This window comes from Runella sp. SP2 (assembly GCF_003711225.1).
Taxonomy (GTDB): Bacteria; Bacteroidota; Bacteroidia; order Cytophagales; family Spirosomataceae; genus Runella.
The window spans coordinates 2998326-3017610 of record NZ_CP031030.1 but is presented as its reverse complement, the minus strand read 5'-3'; the positions used below and the strand labels follow the sequence as shown (position 1 = coordinate 3017610).

The 19285-nt window shown below is 45.6% G+C and carries 3 protein-coding genes; all 3 read left to right on the top strand.

Features of this window, described 5'->3' with window-relative positions; genetic code table 11:
• The first annotated feature begins 67 nt into the window (after positions 1-67).
• Positions 68-11179, top strand: a complete 11112-nt coding sequence (locus DTQ70_RS12600; protein WP_164489993.1) for a Calx-beta domain-containing protein — start codon at positions 68-70, stop codon at positions 11177-11179.
• 102 nt (positions 11180-11281) lie between these two features.
• Positions 11282-14302, top strand: coding sequence for a two-component regulator propeller domain-containing protein (locus DTQ70_RS12595; RefSeq protein ID WP_122931125.1), 3021 nt, complete (start codon positions 11282-11284; stop codon positions 14300-14302).
• Between the two features lie 170 nt (positions 14303-14472).
• Entirely contained in the window at positions 14473-19209 is a 4737-nt protein-coding gene (locus tag DTQ70_RS12590; RefSeq protein WP_122931124.1) for a family 16 glycosylhydrolase, read from the top strand.
• Positions 19210-19285 lie beyond the last annotated feature (76 nt).

Below are 19285 nucleotides of genomic sequence, written 5' to 3'. Positions count from 1 at the left end.
AATTTTTTTCGACTACTTTTGAATAATTTATTACACGTTTTACTCAGTTTTGAAAAACTACTACGTCATGAAAATCTCTACCCCCATTTCGGTGAGCCTAGTGCTCAGTGTACTCATTCAACTTTTTTCGCTTCCAGAAGACAAATATCAGCTAAATCCTGTTGCGTCTCCTAATGAAAAAGTGGTCAAAGGGAACCCAGTTGCGAACGCCAATGCAAAGCGAAAGGTGTTGCCGCTCAGTCCTTTGGCACCACCTCCGAATGAAACCAACCTAGCTACCCAAGTGAAAACGTGGTGGTTGGCACCTTCTGTTTCTGCTTTAAAAACGGTAGCGCAAGTAGGCACCGACAACGGCACTCCTGGACCAACGCCAGGGGATGTGCTAGAATATACCATTACAATAACCAACGCCTCTACGGTGGATGATGCCACGGGCGTAAAATTTACCGATACCATTGACCCCAATACTACATTAGTACCTGGTTCGGTCAAAACAGCGCCTATTGCCGTAAACGATGCCTATTCTACCGTAGGGAACGTATCTATCGACGTGCCAGTAGCTAGTGGGCTATTAGCGAATGACGTAAACCTTGATGGCGATGTCATTACTGTTAGTGGGATTGACGATACAGGCACCGAAGGAACCGTAACTTTTAATCCTAACGGGAGTTTTACCTTTAATCCCAACCCAGGATATGAGGGCACTACTAGTTTCAAATATACAGTTACGGATAACACATTTAGTTCAACGGGTACGGTACGAATAACCGTAACGGGGATGATTTGGTTTGTCAATGCAAGTGCAAGTACTAACGGTGATGGACGCCTTAACTCCCCTTATAATACGATAAATGCTTTCAATGACTCGTCGTTGGATGGAGCGGGCGATAATATTTTTGTTTACTCGGGATCTTATAATAACAATTCCAATACCCTACTGTTGGGACAACAAAAGTTGATTGGTCAAGGGGCAACAACTGGTACGCTGGCCGCATTAGCTGGGGTCACTTTTTCAGTTCACCCGCCAGTTGGCAATCCCATCCCTTCTACTGGAGGTACGCGTCCAACGATCAATCAGAATGCTAACACCGTGAATATGCAGTCGCAGAACAGAGTTTACGGTGTTAATATCAGCAATACAGGTGGCACCTCTTTGCAAGGTAGTAGTTTTAGCACTGCTTTGGTACGTGATGTGAGTGTTACCAATACGGGAGGCGTTGGGGTTAGCTTTGACAGTGGATCGCTCGATGTTATCCTTCAGAGTGTATCGGTCACTAATGCTTCCAACGGTATTTTCTTACAAAACACAACGGGTAGTTTTCAGATTACAGGTACCAGTACAACAGATGCCTCAGGTGGAACATTAACCAATATTTCTGGTCGAGGCATTGAAATACGTAATGCAACAAACGTTACGTTAAAAAATATGAATCTCCCTTCTGCCAATTCATCCAGCGATGGAGGTTTTGATACCTCATGTGATGAAGATGATGTTTCGTCTTGTTTTGCAGCCATTTATATGAATGTGGCCAGCAATGTAACCCTCAATAATATTGACATTGGAGCCACTAAAGAGCACGGTATTATGGGCTTGAGTGTGAGCAACCTTACCATGGAAAATTGTACTGCCACGGGCAACGGAGATGCTCCTTCCGAAGATGAGAGTGCCCTGAAGTTCCGTAACCTAAGTGGTACTTGCTCCATTACGGGTTCTACTTTTCAAACATCCGCCGTTCGTAATTTTCACCTCATCAACAACACTGGGACGCTTAATTTGACGGTCAATAATTGTATCTTCAATGACCCAAGCGGAGCAGACTGTTTTGAAGCCCGTACGCAAGGATCGGCTGCTGCTACCATTAACCTTACAAATAGCCGTTTCCAAAGGGCAGGAACAAAAGGGATTCAAATTATTGCCGAAGGTAGTTCCAATCTTAGCGCCAATATTAACAATTGCAAAGTTGAACGTTTTGGAACCCCCATGGCAGGGATTGAAGTGGGGTCGGTAGGTACTGCAACTATTAATTACAACATTGTCAACTGTACCGATATTGAGGCGGCTAATGAAGTAGCAGTGTTAAGTTCTACTTTCAATACTTCTAGGTTAAATGGCCGTTTGAATAATAATACCAATATAACTCACAACCATACGGCTGCTACTATATTTAGTACCATTCGGATGTTGCATGAACAAAATGGTTTGGCCAAATACGAAATAAAGAACAATGCTAACATTGGTCTTGTCAATGGTGAAGGAACCATTCAAGGGATTGCCCGTGTTGGTACAACCTTAGCCAGTCGCCTCGATTTTTTTGTTGAAGGCAATACCCTTACCAGAGATGCCATCAGTTTAGAAGGTGTTGAACTTAGAATGGGGGGGACAGGGGCGGCCAATGACGAAATTATTACCCTTTGTAGTGATGTACTAGCTAACAATGTAAATGGTCCATCTGGCACGCGAGCCATTCGAGTTAGGGACCTGGATCCAATCTCGGGAGATTTGATTTTACAGGGAAGCAATGGGCCTGATGTTCCTACCTATTGGACGGCTAGGGGAAACACTAACTCAGCTGGTATGTTGCAAACCGAAACGGGTACTCCGACCTATTTTGTTAGTACTTCTACCTGTACTGCCCCATCTCACCCTACCGCTCGCATCGCGGCAGAAATTCTTGCAAAGGAAGAGCCCAAACAGGAGGTTGTAGAAGTGGTAAAAGTGGTTGAAGCGCCAAAACAAGAAATTGATAACCAAGCTACGGCTGCCACGGCCGAAAATATCCAAGAAGCCCTCGACGAAGCAGCGCGCAAGGGGGTAGTTTTGGCGGGTGAAACTGTAACTGTCGGCGATCCAAGTGGCTTTTTATTGCCAGCAGACCGAGTGTTTACCATCAAGTTCAACGTCACAATTAATACTCCTCTGCCTGCAGGAGTATGCCAAATATCAAACCAAGGTACGGTGACGGGAAACAATTTTAGCACTATTTTAACCGACGATGTAGCAGGCAATCCCATTAGCCCAACTGTAATCCAGTTGATGAAACATTCGTTGGGAAATGTAGTGTTTAGAGATAACAACAAAAATGGCATTTATGATATAGGTGATGCAGGAATTAATGGCGTAGTGGTAAACCTCTACCGCGACAACGGTACAGTTGCTGGAACCCTTGACGCGAATGATGTTTTCGTAACCACTACCACTACTGCTGGAAGTGGGTTGTATGCGTTTTCCCAATTGTGTTCGGGAGATTACATTGTTCAAATTCCCTCCACAGAATTTAACTCAGGAAAACCACTGAATGGCCTAATTTCTAGCCTAGGTGGAGTTGCCCCTGATCCCGACAATAATACGGATAACGACGACAATGGCCAAGATGCCATCAATGGTTCAATTGCCAGTCAAGCCATTACATTAGCGTATGACGTAAGTACCGTAGAAAACAATACCACGCTTGATTTTGGCTTTAGAACCCCGACACTTGTTTCAATCAGTGATATAACACCCAATGAAGGTAACGGCGGTGGCACCACTACGTTCACTTTTACCGTAACGAGGGACAATACCGATGAAGCCTTTAGCTTGGCCGTAAATACTAACAATGTGACGGCCAACAGTAGTGACTACACACCAATTTCGGGCGGGACAGTGAGCTTTGCGGCGGGAGTAAGTACCACTGCTACGGTTTCGGTTACTGTTAATGCGGATGATATTGTAGAATTGAATGAAACCTTTGAGGTTATGCTTTCGGGCGCACCTTATGGAATAATACTTACTAAAGCAACTGGGCTAGGAACGATTACCAACGATGACCAAGCGGTGCTGAGTATTAATAGTGTCTCAAATTCTGAAGGAAATACGGGTCAAAAAACTTATACCTTTACTATTACTTCCAGCAAAGCCGTGGATGTTCCATTTACGGTTAATGTTGCAACGGCAGATGGCACAGCCACAACGGGAGGAAATGACTACATCGCAAACTCCACAACCTTGAATTTTGACGGTACGACACCAGAATCAAAAACATTTACGGTGCAAGTCAATGGCGATGTATTGGTAGAGTCCAACGAAACCTTTAATGTACCTTTAGGTATTGTTTCGGCTTCAGGACGTAATGTGGTTGTTTCAGGCGTTTCTACTGAAAGTACAGGTACTGGTACCATCACCAACGATGATAATTCCCAGGTGACCATCAACGACGTATCACTTAATGAAGGAAATGGTGGAAATACCAATTTTGAATTTACGGTTACATTGAACAACCCTGTGAGTACTACTGTTACTGTCGATTATGCCACCGCTGCTGGAACGGCTACCGCAGGAACGGACTATATCTCAACTAGCGGTACGCTCACTTTTAATCCTGGTGAAACCTCTAAAACCATGGTTGTACCCGTAGTAGGAGATGCCATTGGTGAAGCCAACGAAACCTTCTTTGTGAATCTTTCTAACTTGGCCGTAAGTGGTGGGTTGTTAAGTTCAGTAAGCATTACGGATGCCCAAGGACTTGGTACTATTCTGGACGATGACCTACAGTTTTCCATTAATGACGTAACTGTCGATGAGGGTAATACGGGTTTAACAAACTTTACCTTTACGGTTTCCCGAACCAGTACAGCAACGGCCGAAACGATTAACTACGCAACGGCGGATAATACTGCAACTACCGCCGATAATGACTACACAAGTACAAGCGGTACATTGAGTTTTGCGGCTGGCGAGGCCAATAAAACCATTACAGTGACGGTCAACGGAGATGCTAAAGTGGAAGGGAATGAAACATTCTTTGTCAATCTTACAGCGCCAAGCAATGGGGCTATTTCTGATGGGCAAGGACTGGGAACAATCACCAACGATGATGCAGCTACACTCACTTTGAGTAGCGTTACGGCATTGTCACAGAGCGAAGGTGCTTCGGGGACAGTGGACTATACCTTTAACGTAACCTTGGATAAAGAAGTGGTTGGTGGATTTACGGTAGCTTACACAACCAACGATGGCACCGCAACTACGACTGATAATGACTACCAAGATAATGACGGCTCATTGAACTTTGTTGGAACAGTTGGAGAGGTACATACAATTACGGTGAAAGTAAACGGCGATACCAAAGTAGAACTAAATGAAAACTTTACGGTAGCGCTTGGCACGGTGACGGGTACATTTGCTTCCTCTGTTTCTACAAGTGGTAGTCCTCAAACGGCCACCATCACCAATGATGACAATGCCACGGTGTCGCTGGCAGGAAACGTAAGCCAAAGCGAGGCAACTACGCCGCAAGTATTTACTGTAAACCTGAGTAACCCAGTGGATGTGGATGTGACGTTAAATTTTGCAACAACGAATGGGACCGCAACAACTGGTGACTATACGTCAGTCAACCAAACGGTAACATTCCCAGCGGGTACGACAACAGCCCAAACGGTAGATGTGGCCATTTCAAACGATAACATAGTAGAAATCGATGAGGATTACAACGTTACTTTGAGTGCTTTATCGGCGTCGAGCCGAGATGTAACGTTCGGCCCTAAAACAACGGGTACAGGAACAATTATTAATAATGACAACACCACGATTACCCTAAGCGGTGGCATTGCTCAGAGTGAAGGGAATACAGGAACAACCTCCTATCTATTTACGGTATCATCAACCAATGCTGTACAAGGAGGTTTTAGCGTCAACTACACTACCAATGATGGTACAGCCACCCTTGCCGATAATGATTATACAGACAACGATGGGACATTGATTTTTACGGGAACTGCGGGGGAAAGTCATCAATTTACGGTACTGGTGAATGGGGATTTAAAAATCGAAAACAATGAGGATTTTACCACTACGATTAACTCCGTTACAGCCACTCCAATTTCTTCTAGTGCGTTTGTGTTAACAGATAGCCCTCAAACAGGTACTATCAACAACGATGAATTAGACTGGGGTGACGCACCTACCGCCGCTCAAAGTGGCTTTGCAAGTTCGTACCCAACTACTCTTGCTAACAACGGCGCACGCCACAAATTAGCACCAGGAGGCGTATTTTTGGGAGCTACAGTAAGTGGAGATTTGGACGGACAGCCTACATTGACGGCCAACGGAGATGTCACTGGCGACGACGGCGTCACTCTCCCAAGTGCCTTTATTATCAATACCACAGGAAGTGTGACCGTGACGGCCTCGGCAGTTTCTAAATTAGACGCGTGGATTGACTTCAACCGTGATGGTGATTGGGATGATGCGAATGAGAAAGTGGCTAATGGGTTTGACTTGGTAGTGGGCAATAACACTGTCCCTGTCATTATACCAGCAGCTAGTTTAGGGACATCCTACGCTCGTTTCCGCGTGAGTACCGCTGGTGGTTTGTCGCCCACTGGAGAGGCTAACGACGGAGAAGTAGAAGATTATCAAGTAAGTATCTTGAATAACCAGTTTGCAATCACAAGCCCTTCCGTGACGGAAGGGAATACTAGTACTTCAAACTTAACGTACACCATTAGCCGAACCACCAACTCAACAGCATCTTCAGTAACCTATGAGATTACGGGCGGAACAGCTACCTCAGGAAGTGATTATGTACCTCTAGCATTAGGAACTGTTAGTTTTGATGCTGACGGTCCACTGACACAAGAAATTACTGTTGTAGTGAACGGGGATATTGTGGTGGAAAATAATGAGACTGTGGTTATTACGCTTTCAAACCCAATCAACGGAGCCATAAGCACGGGAACTGGAACGGGAACTATCAATAACGATGACGCAGCAACGCTTACGTTGTCGGGAGGAGTAGCCAAAAACGAAGGAAACAGTGGGAATACGGCATATACCTTTACGGCTACCTTATCGGCGCCAGTTCAAGGAGGTTTCCAAGTAGCTTATACTACTGGAAATGGTACGGCAACAGTGGGGACAGACTATACCGACAATGATGGTAGCTTGACGTTTACTGGAACCGCTGGCGAAACTAAAACATGGACGGTAGATGTACTAGGGGATAATTTGGTAGAAGCCAACGAAACATTTGAAGCGGCGTTGGGTGCAATTACTTCGACGAGCGCTATTCAATTGGCAGCCATTTCCCTGAGTGGTAGTCCTCAAACGGCCACCATCAGTAACGATGACCAGGCCACGGTGTCGTTGGCAGGAAATGTAAGCCAAAGCGAAGCAACCACGCCACAAGTATTTACGGTCAATTTGAGCAATCCTGTGGATATAGATGTAACGGTAAATTTTGCAACCTCGAATGGCGCTGCAACCATTGCCGACAATGACTATACCGCCGTGAATCAAACGGTGACCTTCCTTGCGGGCACTACTACCGCACAAACCGTGGACGTAGCCATTACGAATGATAATAAAGTAGAAGCCAACGAGAATTATAACGTGACGTTGAGCAGTTTATCGGCGCCAAGTCGAAATGTAATTTTGGGTACTTCAACGGGTACAGGAACCATTAACAATGACGATGCCTCGACGGTAACTTTGACAGGGACAATCGCAAAACCAGAAGGCAATACAGGAACGGTAGATTATACCTTTACGGCTACCCTAACGAATCCAGTTCAAGGCGGCTTTACGGTGGCTTATACGACCAGCGACGGCACAGCGACGATTGCTGATAATGACTATACTGACAACGACGGTAGTTTAACATTTACGGGAACGGCAAACGAGACCAAAACGATTACTGTTCAGGCCAAAGGTGATTTGAAAATTGAAAATAACGAAAACTTTACGGTTGCATTAGGTGCAATCACGGGAGCGCCAACGGGCGTAACCGTGGCAGGTACTGCGCAAACGGGGACAATCGAAAACGACGAATTGGATTGGGGTGATGCACCAGATACTTACAAAACGTTGTCGGCCAGCAATGGCCCTAGCCACGCCAATGCCCCTGGAGGTATTCATCTGGGACTGACGGTAGATGCAGATTTAGACGGTCAACCCAACCCAACTGCGACGGGCGATGGCGCTGACGATGATGGCGTTACGTTGCCTTCCGTATTGGTATTAAACACCACAGCCAGCGTGACTGTCAATGCCTCAGCAGCAGGTAAACTTGATGCTTGGGTGGATTTTGATAACAATGGCACGTTTGATAGTGGAGAAAAAGTGTTTAATAATATTGCCGTAAATTCGGGAGATAACGTCTTGACCTTCTCCGTACCTTCAGGAGCTACGCCAAGCAATAGCTTTGCCCGTTTCCGTATCAGTTCCGCTGGTGGCCTAAGTCCCGAAGGTTTGGCCACCGACGGAGAAGTAGAAGATTATGCCATTCAAATTGTAAATACCCAATTCTCAATCAATGACGTAACCATCACAGAAGGAAATAGTGGCACGACAAACCTAACCTTCACCATATCTCGAACGGTCAATGCCAATGCTTGTTCCGTGAAATATGGTATTACGGGAGGTACTGCTACGTCAGGTACAGACTATCAAACGTTTGCGGATGGAACGGTTTCGTTTACGGCAGATGGGGCATTTTTTCAAACCATCACTGTAGTCTTGAACGGCGACAATACGGTTGAGCTAGATGAAACTATCTTAATGACGTTGAGTGACCCAATAAATGCGGCGATTTTAGATGGCTCTGGTACGGGTACCATTACCAACGACGATGCTAGTGTTCTGCCTGTTTCAAGCCCATCGGTATTTGAAGGAAGTACGGGAACAACGACCATGACGTTTAACTTGAACCTTTCTAATCCTTCCGATGCCGCAGTAGTCGTAAATTATGCAACAGTGGACGGTACTGCTACCACAGCCGATAACGATTACGTAAGTACGTCGGGTACGCTAACATTTGCCGCAGGAGAAACCTCAAAAACAGTAACGGTCATAATAAACGGAGATTGTAAAGACGAAGTTAACGAAACCCTTCTACTTCGTTTGAGCAGTCTCACTGCCAACGGACGCAACGTAAGTTTGAGCGGCGGCGGAGCTACTTTAGACGGTACAGGTACTATCGTAAATACACCTTTGCCAACGGCGACGATAGCGGGGGCAACGACGGTATGTCTCGCGGGAGCAGCACCAACGGTGACTTTTACGGGGGCAAATGGTACTTCACCTTATACTTTCAGTTACCAAATCAACGGTACACCTCAAACGTCATTGGTTTCAACGGGTAATACTTCAACGACGACAGCGCCAACGAGCGTTCCGGGCATTTACATCTATACATTAGTGAGTGTTAGCGACGCCAACGGATGTAGTTCGACTATTGGAAGTTCGGTGACGGTAACGGTACAGGGAAAACCAGAAATTACCCTCAATGCCCAACAACAAACACTCAATGAAGGAAATACGCGTACGCTTTGCGACATTGATAGTAACCCAGTGAATGGTTTACAGTTCAACGTTACGGGTCTGTGTGTGGTAGGGAATCCCGTTTGGCGGGTAAAAGTGGGGAATGGCGCATGGGGCGCGTGGTCAAGCAGTGCACCCGCTTCTCAGCCGTCTGATAACCAACTCTACCGCTATCAAGCGGCTTGCGATGCGAGTTGCCCAACAACATATACAGGAATTATTACATTGACAATCAATTACCGAGCATCGATTCCACAAAATGTATCATTAGTTGCTGATGGTGTTACAGTGGCGGCGGGTGAGTCGAAGGTACTTTGTGACTTGCCTGGAACAACCATTACCTTCAATGCCACTTGTGCTGCTGGAGAAATTATTTTGTATTCGGTTGATGGAGGCGATTATACTACAATCGCACCAACGCAGCTGGTCGATGGACTTGTGCACAATTATCGAGTACGTTGTCGTAAAGCCGACGGAACGCCGTCGTGTATTGAAACGGAATCGGCTCCGATGAGTTTGAGAACTGTAACAACCTTAGCAACGCCTGTTGTGAGCCTAAATCCAACCAGTAGCTGCGGTGGTTCTGTACCGATGACGAGCATATCGAGCTGTGTTGGAACCACAACAATATGGTTCAATGCAACGACCAACGCTGCTTTGGGAAGTTTGCCTGCGATGAGTCCTACAACAACGACATCTTATTATGCGCGTTGTCAGACAGACGCAGGTTGTTTGAGTGAGAAGAGTAATGTCGTGACTTTCACGGTAGCGCCAGTGAACACAGCCCCAGCGGTGTCGGTTTCAAATACCATCGTTTGTACGGGTACATCAGTGACGGTTTCTGCCAATTGTCCAGCAGGTAGTAAGGCATTTTGGAATACTGGAGTGAACGAAAATAGTTTCCAAGTGGCGTTTAGCAATGCAACACAACAAAGCTATTGGGCAAAGTGTATTTTCACCGACGGTTGCCAAAGTGCTGAAAGTATTCGTATGACAGTAATTTGGAAAGCTTTTGAGTTAACCCTCATTAATATTGGTCAATCCAAATCAGGCATAAAAGCCGCCAACGATAAATCACTTTGGACGAGTCAATTTATCACCCGTGATGGTGGCCCAGAGTTGGAATTTAGTACTCAAACCAACCCAACGCTTTACTACGTGGAAAATGTGAACAAGACTGCACCACGTTTTTGGACCATTCATGCAGACGTATGTGATTTGGGAACCGAAGGCTCGTTGACGTTCGACATGTTGGCTACTCCTGAGGTAGGCGTGCCTCGTTCATTTAATACCCACGAGAACAACGCTCCTTATTTTATGTATGCCAACCGTGAAGGTTGGACGGAGTTGTACGCCCAAAACCACCCTGCTTACGGTTTTTATGAAGACAATGGTGCTGGTGGAAATACGTATGACACAGGGTTACCAAAAGGTTTATATAAATTAGGGGTACGTTATTGGGATATGAAGGGCTGGGGAAGTATTTATCCATCAACCCGTAAACCCCAAGGAAATGTACTTACCTACCAAGAGTACTGGTTCAGAATCCAATCGAGAGATGGAGTAGGTGTCGGAGGAGTGAGGACGGCTGGTTCGGAAAACGGACAACAGATTACCGATAACGCCTCTTTTGCTACGGTTATGCCAAACCCAGTTTCAAAAATCCTCCGTCTCAAAGTAGCCAATAGCAAAGGCAAAGAGGTGAAGGCAACGTTGATGGATGTTGCTGGCCGTACGGTACAAAACCGATTATTTGTGGCAGAAACCAATGCACATCAAGAGGAGTTTGACGTAAATGACTTGCCAAGCGGAACCTATCTTTTACACGTAGCAACCACAGAAAAACAAGCCACTTTGAAAGTGGTAAAAGTAGAATAATCGCATTGAAACAATTTTTTCAAAAGGCTGTTTCCATTTCGGAGGCAGCCTTTTGTCGTTTACGGATGTTCGTAGTACCTTTCGCTTTTGATTCTTGACCCAATGCTCCGAAGTTTAATCTGTCTTTTATTAGTAGGTTTCCTACAAACGGCGTTAGCGCAAACAAATTTTGAACAGTTCGACTACCTGACCATCACTGAGGGATTGCCGCACAATACCGTATTTTGCCTAACCCAAGACCAGCAAGGTTTTATTTGGGCGGGGACCAAAGATGGCTTGGTACGGTTTGATGGATATGAGTGTCGGGTTTTTCGGCAATCTGGGAGTGGTACGTCTTTATTTCAAGGAAAAAGTGTTCATGCCATTCTGGAAGACTCCAAGGGGAATATCTGGGTAGGGACGCAAACGGAAGGGCTTAATTTACGGGAAGCCAATACGGGTGAGTTCAGAAATTTGAGCAATGAGTTGCCATTTAAACCTTTGGCAAAAAAATGGATTAAGCACCTATTTGAAGACCGACAAGGCCGCATTTGGATTGGCACAATTGGGGCGGGCGTATGGTGCTATGAGCCAAAAGCAAAGAAAATGAGGCATTTTGATGCGTCAAATTCGCTGCTGGATTTCAACGAAGTATCTAACATTTGCCAAGACAGCCAAGGCCGTATTTGGATAGCTACCAGCGGAAAAGGTATCTATTATTTTGACGAAAAACGTATTCATTTACTCCATGCAAATGCTAAAAACGATACTGATTTTGAGAGTTTTGGAAAAGTGTTTTTCAACGATAAACAAGGTAATTTGTGGGTGGGAACTCAGGGGTCTGGTTTGTACAAAATTGCCAAAGCAACCTTAGAGATTCGTCGATACGCTATGCCAGAGGGGCTTTCTTCTAACAACGTCATGGGTATTGCTCAGGCTACCAACGGCGAACTGCTTTTGGCGACGGATGGCGGAGGTTTAAATATTTTTGACCCCAAAACCGAGACAATTTCTTCGGTTCAGTACGGAAAAACGCTGGGAAAATTAAACTCAAACGCCCTGTTAAACATCTTGATTGACCGCGATGCAAACGTATGGATTGGTACGTTTAATGGTGGCATTAATGTTTATAAAGCACACAAAACGCGTTTTGAAACATTTACCCAAACGGGTAGCAAAAAGGGTGAATTGAGCCATCGATCGGTTTTGAGTATTTGCGAGGCTAAAAATGGCCAAATATACATCGGTACCGACGGCGGTGGCCTTAATAGGTTTGACAATCGCCTAAAGACTTTTACACCCATCCCCAACCAGCCCGTCGGCTATGGAAGCGTAGTTAAAACCATTTTTGAAGACTCTCGGCAACGTTTATGGTTGGGGTATTTTGAGAATGGTTTGAGCTACTTTGAACCCAAAACGCAACGTTTTAAACATTTTCGGTTTAACCCAGCTGAGCGCACTACCATCGGAGGAAATAACGTATGGACAATGACGGAAGACCGCTCGGGGCAGCTGTGGGTGGGAGTTTTGGGAGGAGGTCTGGCTAGATTAGATGATATTGAACAGGGGAAGTTTGTTCGTTTCAACCATCATCCCAATGACCCTCATAGTCTTTCGAGCGATGATGTCATGGTAATTTTTGCGGGTAAAAATGACCAAATTTGGGTAGGGACTGACACCAAAGGATTAAATATTTTTGATTCAAAAACGGCAAAATGCCAACGGTTTCAGTACGAAAGAGAGAATCCTAAAAGCTTATCTGCCAACGATATTCGGTGTATTTTTCAGGATTCTAAAGGACGGCTTTGGGTGGGTACCGAAAGCGGTGGATTAAATCTTTGGCTTGGCAATGGTCAATTTCGACATTTTACCGAGCAACAGGGCTTGATTTCGAATGCCGTCATGGGAATCGTGGAAGACAAAGAAGGTTATTTATGGGTAAGTACGTTTCGGGGCGTAAGCCGTTTTGAGGTTGAATCGAACCAGTGGCTTAACTTTGACTTTACTAAAAACTCTTACCTGACTTCTAATCAATTTAACCAAGCAACGGGTTTACGAAGCGACAATGGGGTTCTCTATTTTGGAGGTATCAACGGACTGACATTGATTCGTCCCGAAGAAGTGCGCTACCTCAAAAAAGCACCCGAATTAGTATTGACGGATTTTAAACTTTTTAACCAATCCGTTCCAACTGGAAAACTGCCAGATGGACGCACCGTATTGAATATGCCGTTGGAGCATGCCTCCGAAGTACAATTGTCGTATGCCGATAACGTATTTTCGATGGGGTTCGCCGCCCTAGATTTTACCGACCCGCTCAAAAATCAGTATGCTTTTCAAATGGAGGGTTTCGACCGTGAGTGGCGAATGGCGAACAGTGACCAACGACTCGTTACCTATACAAACTTAGAACCAGACACTTACGTGTTTAGGGTGAAAGGAGCCAATAATAATGGCGTTTGGAGTAAAGAAAAAACGCTCACCATTGTCATTAGTCCTCCTTTTTGGCAAACGTGGTGGTTTAAGTTGGTGATGGGGCTTCTGACGTTGGCCTTGGCTAGGTTGATTTTACAAATATATACCTCGCGCCGCGAAATGGCATTAAAACAAAAAGTACTGGAATCTGATCGTGCCATTTTAACGCTGACCAACGAAAATTTAGCAGCCGAACAAGCCATTTTGCACCTGCAAAATGAAAAATTAGAAACCGAAATCCAGTCAAAAAACACAGAACTAATGGCAACAGCGGTGCAAATGGCGCATAAAAATGAAATCCTTATCAGCATCGTTGAGCAACTGGAAGACATTAGGAATGTCGAAGAAACAGAAAAGCTTAAACGACTCAAAAGTCTTAAAAAGACGATTGAAACCGAAATTGAAGGAGAACGAAGTTGGGAGCAGTTTACTTTGTATTTCGATGAAGTTAATCAAAACTTTACCACTGAACTTCTTAAAAAACACCCATCGCTTACTCAGAACGACCTCCGAATGTGCGCTCTTACGCGCCTAAATATGACAAATAAGGAGTTGGCGGCTATCCTGAACATTTCGGTAACTGGGGTGGAAAAAAGCCGCTACCGACTAAAAAAACGGTTAGACTTGACTCCTAAAGACGACCTAGCAGCTTACTTGAGAGGGTTCTAACAGCTCAAAAAACTGGTTTTTGAACCCAATTTTTGCCCTGTCCAGTTAATGTCCAAGTGCTTTTTGGTAATAAAATAAGAAAAAATTGAATGTTTGCGAGCAATTAGCGACGCTCTCTCGCATCTAACCTATGATTTCTTATTTTCTTAACTTTAACTGTTACTTGTAAAATGAAAAACAATGTACGCCGTGTCCTTTGTCTCAGTGCGATGCTCATTGGGATGCTAGGATGTTTTTCTACGGGAAGGGCTTGGAGTCAAGCGCCTCCTGGGTACCGATTGATCTGGAGTGACGAATTTAACGGAGCTACTATCGACCCTACCAACTGGGGATTTGATATTGGTGGCTCGGGTTGGGGAAACAACGAATTGCAGTACTACACCAATCGCCCCGAAAACGCTTTTTTGACCAATGGAAATCTTGTCATTGAAGCCAGAAAGGAAAGTTATGAGGGCCGCGATTATACCTCCGCACGTTTGTTGACCAAAGGCAAACGCGACTTTTTGTTTGGCCGCATCGAAATTCGGGCAAAACTACCCAAAGGGCAAGGGGTCTGGCCAGCACTTTGGTCACTTGGAAAAAACATCGATCAAGTAAGTTGGCCTGCTTGCGGAGAAATGGACATCATGGAGTTGCTTGGGCACGAACCTAATAAAATGTACAGTACCGTTCACTGGGCTCCCCCAGGTGGTGGGTCAACCAACTTGCCCGCGAATTATGTACTGCCTTCGGGAGATTTTACGGATGATTTTCACGTCTTTGCAATGGTTTGGGAAAGAGACATTATCAAGTTTTACGTAGATGAGCACTTGATTACAACGGTGACTAGGGCAAACATCACTGGAAATTATCCCTTTAATGACCCATTTTTTCTCATTTTTAACATTGCAGTTGGAGGGAATTGGCCTGGAAATCCCGATGAAACAACGACTTTCCCTCAACGAATGTACGTGGACTATGTTCGGGTATTCCAACAAGAAACCAGCTTGGCTGGGCCAACGGTGGCGGCTCCCTCACCAACGGAGCCTGCTTCTCGCGTGATTTCGCTGTTTAGCAATGTTTACACAAATACCGCTGTGGATACGTGGTCGGCATCTTGGGATGTGGCCGATGTAGAAGATGTAGCAGTGGCGGGTAATGCAACAAAAAAATATACCAATCTTACCTACGCTGGCGTGGAGTTTCACACACCTGGACCAGTCATTGATGCCAGTTCGATGGAGCGCTTTCATGCCGATATTTGGACGCCAGACGCCAGTACTTTTAAGCTTAAACTGGTCGATTTTGGGGCCAATGGCGCTTATGGTGGGGGTGATGATACCGAACATGAATTGACTTTTTCGCCTACATTGGGGAACTGGTATTCGATTGATGTGCCTCTTAGTAATTTCACTGGCTTGGCTTCACGAGCTCACTTGGCACAGTTAGTCATTGTGGGTGATGGAGGGAATAAATCGGTATGGGTTGACAACGTTTATTTCTATAAATTACCTCCCACTGAGCCTACTGTAGCAGCACCGACCCCAACTCATCCTGCTGCTAATGTGAGGTCGTTGTTTAGTAATGTCTATACCAATTCGCCCGTAGATACTTGGTCGGCCTCATGGGATCAAGCAGACATCGAAGATGTAATGGTAGCGGGAAATTCGACCAAAAAATATTCAAATCTAAATTATGCAGGTGTCGAATTTCATACCCCAGGTCCCGTGGTCGATGCTAGTATCATGGAGCGTTTTCACATGGATGTTTGGACTTCAAATGCGAGTACTGTCAAAGTTAAGTTGGTGGATTTTGGCGCAAATGGGACGTTTGGAGGAGGAGATGACACTGAGCATGAGTTATCGTTTACCCCAACTTTAGGAGAATGGTTGTCAATTGACGTCCCTTTAACTGATTTTGTTAACATGACCTCACGTTCACATCTTGCCCAATTAATTTTGGTGGGCGGCGGAGGTAAAACGGTTTGGCTAGATAATATTTATTTTTACCGAACAAGTGAAGCACCAAGTGAACCAATGGTCGCCGCTCCAACACCGACGCAACCGTCGTCGAACGTGATTTCGTTGTTCAGTAACGCTTACACCAATGTCGCCGTAGATACATGGTCGGCTCCGTGGGATATGGCAGATGTAGAGGATGTAATGGTGGTAGGAAATGCGACGAAAAAATACAGCAACTTGACCTTTGCTGGCGTGGAATTCCATACCCCAGGTCCCGTAGTGAATGCCACCACGATGGAGCGTTTTCACGCAGATGTGTGGACGGCCAATGCAAGTACAGTCAAGCTGAAATTGGTGGATTTTGGTGCCAATGGTGTGTATGGGGGTGGGGATGATACCGAACACGAGTTATCATTTAATCCGACCTTAAACTCGTGGTTTTCAATTGACGTACCTTTAAGCAACTTCACGAGCATGACTTCAAAAGCCCACGTAGCTCAATTGATTTTAGTGGGTGAGGGTGGTAGTAAAACCGTATGGGTGGACAACATCTATTTTTACAAAACTACGCCCATTGCAAGCGAGCCTACAGAAGCCGCCCCTGCGCCTACACAGCCATCATCGAACGTAATTTCGTTATTTAGTAATGCTTATACCAACGTTGCCGTGGATACTTGGTCGGCTTCGTGGGACATGGCAGATGTGTCGGATGTGATGGTCGCGGGCGATGCGACCAAGAAATACAGCAACTTGACCTTTGCAGGGGTGGAGTTTCATACCCCAGGCCCCGTGGTGAATGCTACTACGATGGAGCGTTTTCATGCCGATGTGTGGACGGCTACAGCAAGAACATTCAAGGTGAAACTGGTGGATTTTGGTGCCAATGGTATGTATGGTGGCGGCGATGATACCGAGCATGAATTGGCGTTTACGCCCACACTTGGCGCTTGGTATTCGATTGATGTACCATTGAGTAGTTTCACGGGTATGACTTCTCGTTCGCACGTAGCCCAATTACTTTTTGTTGCGGATGGTAAAACGGCATGGATTGACAACGTCTATTTTTACAAATTACCTCCAGTAGAACCAATGGTGGCTGCTCCGACGCCAACCCAACCGTCGTCGAACGTGATTTCGCTGTTCAGCAACGCTTACACCAATGTCGCCGTGGATACGTGGTCAGCTCCGTGGGATATGGCAGATGTGGCAGATGTGATGATTGCGGGAGATGCGACCAAGAAATACAGCAACCTGACTTTTGCAGGGGTAGAGTTTCATAGCCCAGGCCCCGTGGTGAATGCCACAACGATGGAGCGTTTCCATGTGGATGTATGGACGGCCAATGCGAGCACATTTAAGGTAAAACTGGTGGATTTTGGCACCAATGGAATATATGGTGGCGGGGATGATACCGAGCACGAGCTATCCTTTAATCCGACTTTAAACTCATGGTTCTCCATTGACGTGCCTTTGAGCAACTTCGCTGGTATGACTTCAAAAGCCCACGTTGCTCAGGTAATATTTGTGGGTGAAGGTGGAGGTAAAACCGTATGGATTGACAACGTTTATTTTTACCGTAATACGGCACCAGCCCCAATAGTAAGCCTTTCGCCGATGGGCAATTGCGGTACTCCTGTTGATTTTTCAGGTACTGCCAATTGTGGAAGTTCTGCAGTGGTGTGGTACAATGCCACTACCAACGAGGCATTGCCTAATTTGCCCGCCAAAACGCCTACAGCGACTACTTCTTACTACGCTCGTTGTAAGTCGGCCGACGATAAGTTAAGCGATAAGAGTGAGGTGATTACCTTTACCGTTGTATCACAAGTTGCGACGCCAACAATTAAGGTTTCACAAGCAACTGTTTGTACAGGAACAACCGTGACTGTTTCGGCCAACTGCCCTGCGGGTAGTAAAGCCTTTTGGAATACGGGTGTTAATGAAAACAGTTTCCAAGTAGCTTTCAATAACGTAACCCAACAGACCTTTAAAGCAAAATGCGTATTTGCAGGAGGCTGCGAAAGTGGCGAAAGTGCTGCTAAAACGGTGAGATGGAAAGCGTTTGACTTGACTTTTATCAACATTGGTCAAAGTAAATCGGCAGTTAAAACTTCAAATAGCCGTAGTGAGTGGGAAAGCCAATTTATTACGTCAGATGGCGGGCCATCTTTGGAGGAAAGTACCCAGCAAAACCCAACCTTGTATTTTGCAGAAAATGTGAACAAAATGGCACCACGGTACTGGACTATTCATGCCGATGCTTGTGCCCTCGGTACAAATGGTTCATTGACATTTGATATGAGAGCTACCCCAGAGACGGGCGTGGTACGTTCGTACAATACCCACGAAAACAATGCCCCTTACTTTATGTACGGCAACCGCGATGGTTTTACGGAATTGTACGCACAAAACCACCCTGCGTATGGTTTTTACGAAGACAATGGTGCGGGAACGAATGTTTATGACGCGGGCTTACCCAAAGGATTGTACAAACTGAGCGTTCGCTATTGGGATCAAAAAGGCTGGGGAAGTGTCTATCCTGCCACCCGTAAACCTCAAGGAAACGTGTTGGTGTACCAAGAATATTGGTTCCGTATCCAGTCAAAAGACGGAGTTGGAGTAGGCGCAGCGCGGGAAATGGCAATGGGCGAAGGGCAAGAGGCAAATGGCAAAGGGCAAGGGTCGGATGACGGAAAACAGATAACCGATAACGGGTCTTTCGCCACAATTCTCCCCAACCCCGTCACCAATCTCCTCCGCTTGAAAGTACAAGATAGCAAGGGGCAAATAGTACAAACTTTCTTAACGGACGCATCGGGTCGGAAAATTTTGCACCGACAATTTACGCCCGAAACCAACACCCACCACGAAGAGTTTGAAGTTGGAAATCTTGCCAGCGGAATGTACTTCTTGCAAGTCACAACCCCAGCGAAACAAGCAACCCTGAAAGTAGTAAAAGTAGATTAATAGCAGTTTGCACCAATGACAACGGGCTGTTTCGCAAGAAACAGCCCGTTTGTTGTTTAGAGAGCCAGAAAATTCG

What these genes read in the sequence shown, in the direction of transcription:
- DTQ70_RS12600 (WP_164489993.1), top strand. Translation starts at nt 68, where the DNA reads ATGAAAATCTCTACCCCCATTTCGGTGAGCCTAGTGCTCAGTGTACTC.
- DTQ70_RS12595 (WP_122931125.1), top strand. Translation starts at nt 11,282, where the DNA reads ATGCTCCGAAGTTTAATCTGTCTTTTATTAGTAGGTTTCCTACAAACG.
- DTQ70_RS12590 (WP_122931124.1), top strand. Translation starts at nt 14,473, where the DNA reads ATGAAAAACAATGTACGCCGTGTCCTTTGTCTCAGTGCGATGCTCATT.